General features: G+C 53.1%; 11 tRNA genes and 1 rRNA gene. All 12 read left to right on the forward strand.

Annotated features, from left to right (window positions below):
• Nucleotides 1–85, forward strand: a 23S ribosomal RNA gene (locus EV586_RS20785); the annotation flags it as partial.
• Between the two features lie 59 nt (nt 86–144).
• A tRNA-Leu gene (locus EV586_RS20790) sits at nt 145–228 on the forward strand.
• Nucleotides 229–488: 260 nt separating this feature from the next.
• Nucleotides 489–572: transfer RNA gene (locus EV586_RS20795), tRNA-Tyr, on the forward strand.
• A 5-nt stretch (nt 573–577) separates the two neighbouring features.
• Nucleotides 578–653: transfer RNA gene (locus tag EV586_RS20800), tRNA-His, on the forward strand.
• Between the two features lie 16 nt (nt 654–669).
• Nucleotides 670–744: transfer RNA gene (locus tag EV586_RS20805), tRNA-Gln, on the forward strand.
• Between the two features lie 4 nt (nt 745–748).
• Nucleotides 749–824: transfer RNA gene (locus tag EV586_RS20810), tRNA-Lys, on the forward strand.
• 19 nt (nt 825–843) lie between these two features.
• Nucleotides 844–920 (forward strand) — tRNA-Arg (locus EV586_RS20815).
• Between the two features lie 4 nt (nt 921–924).
• Nucleotides 925–1,000: transfer RNA gene (locus EV586_RS20820), tRNA-Asn, on the forward strand.
• Between the two features lie 5 nt (nt 1,001–1,005).
• Nucleotides 1,006–1,082, forward strand: a tRNA-Glu gene (locus EV586_RS20825).
• A 70-nt stretch (nt 1,083–1,152) separates the two neighbouring features.
• A tRNA-Val gene (locus EV586_RS20830) sits at nt 1,153–1,228 on the forward strand.
• Between the two features lie 70 nt (nt 1,229–1,298).
• A tRNA-Met gene (locus EV586_RS20835) sits at nt 1,299–1,374 on the forward strand.
• 3 nt (nt 1,375–1,377) lie between these two features.
• Nucleotides 1,378–1,454: transfer RNA gene (locus tag EV586_RS20840), tRNA-Asp, on the forward strand.
• The last annotated feature ends 132 nt before the right edge of the window (nt 1,455–1,586 follow it).

Genomic DNA, 1,586 nt, shown 5'->3' on the forward strand with positions numbered 1-1,586 from the left:
GTAGAAGACAAGGTTGATAGGCTGGAGGTGGAAGCGCCGTGAGGCGTGCAGCTGACCAGTACTAATCGGTCGAGGGCTTATCCTAAGTAAGTCCACACTCACTATTCGCTATTCAGTTTTTGGGGAACACAACCAATTTCATATGCGGTCGTGGTGGAATGGCAGACACGCACGCTTGAGGGGCGTGTGGGGCAACCCGTGGAAGTTCGAGTCTTCTCGACCGCACCAATTAAAAACCTACTTGGATCTGATCCAAGTAGGTTTTTTGTGTTTTTCATACTGATTTCTTCATAATGAGGTATAGAAACGAGAGCAATTAGCTAAGATATGAAGTATGGAGATGGTCACTTCCTTCATTCGTTTGATATGAGCCGATTCGTCTCGGTTTGCGCGATAGATTGTGTTGAGTTGTAATGGCTGCTATGTTAAGATAAGTCCTGTCGCCGCGAGAGAGCGGATGGCACGGAAAACGAAATACTGACTCACGTGGAGAGATACCAAAGTGGCCAAATGGGGCGGACTGTAAATCCGTTGCGAAAGCTTCGAAGGTTCGAATCCTTCTCTCTCCACCATTATGGCGGCCGTGGCGAAGTGGTTAACGCACCAGATTGTGGCTCTGGCATTCGGGGGTTCGATTCCCCTCGGTCGCCCCATTTTTACATCTTTCGTTGGGGTGTCGCCAAGCGGTAAGGCAACGGACTTTGACTCCGTCATGCGAAGGTTCGATCCCTTCCACCCCAGCCATTGTGAGCCATTAGCTCAGTTGGTAGAGCAACTGACTTTTAATCAGTGGGTCGAAGGTTCGAGTCCTTCATGGCTCACCACTGTTTCAACTTTATACGCGTGCCCATAGCTCAGCTGGATAGAGCGTTTGACTACGAATCAAAAGGCCGGGAGTTCGAATCTCTCTGGGCACGCCATTGTTCCTCGATAGCTCAGTTGGTAGAGCGCCCGACTGTTAATCGGATGGTCACAGGTTCGAGTCCTGTTCGGGGAGCCACTCATGGCTCGTTGGAGAAGCGGCTTAACTCACCGCCCTTTCAAGGCGGCATTCACGGGTTCGAATCCCGTACGAGTCACCATTTTTTAAAGGTAGCACAGCTAAAAGCGCGACGTCCTGTCGCAACGCTGTACACAGTACGTCCTGTACGTGGAGGTTTAGCTCAGCTGGGAGAGCATCTGCCTTACAAGCAGAGGGTCGGCGGTTCGATCCCGTCAACCTCCACCAATTTTTAAAGGAAGGCCGACTAAGATCAGCGACGTCCTGTCGCAACGTCGGCACTCCGACATCGTGTCATCGCGGGGTGGAGCAGTTGGCAGCTCGTCGGGCTCATAACCCGAAGGTCGCAGGTTCGAGTCCTGTCCCCGCAACCACATGGAGCTGTGGTGTAGTGGCCTAACATGCCCGCCTGTCACGCGGGAGACCGCGGGTTCGAATCCCGTCAGCTCCGCCATTTTAAATAGGAAGCCCCGCTAAGAACGCGACGTCCAGTCGCAACGCGGGACGAAGGTAGCCCAGCTAAGAACGCGACGTCCTGTCGCAACGCTGGACGCATACATCCTGTATGCGGAAGTGGCTCAGGGGT

The organism is Tumebacillus sp. BK434, assembly GCF_004340785.1.
Taxonomy (GTDB): domain Bacteria; phylum Bacillota; class Bacilli; order Tumebacillales; family Tumebacillaceae; genus Tumebacillus_A.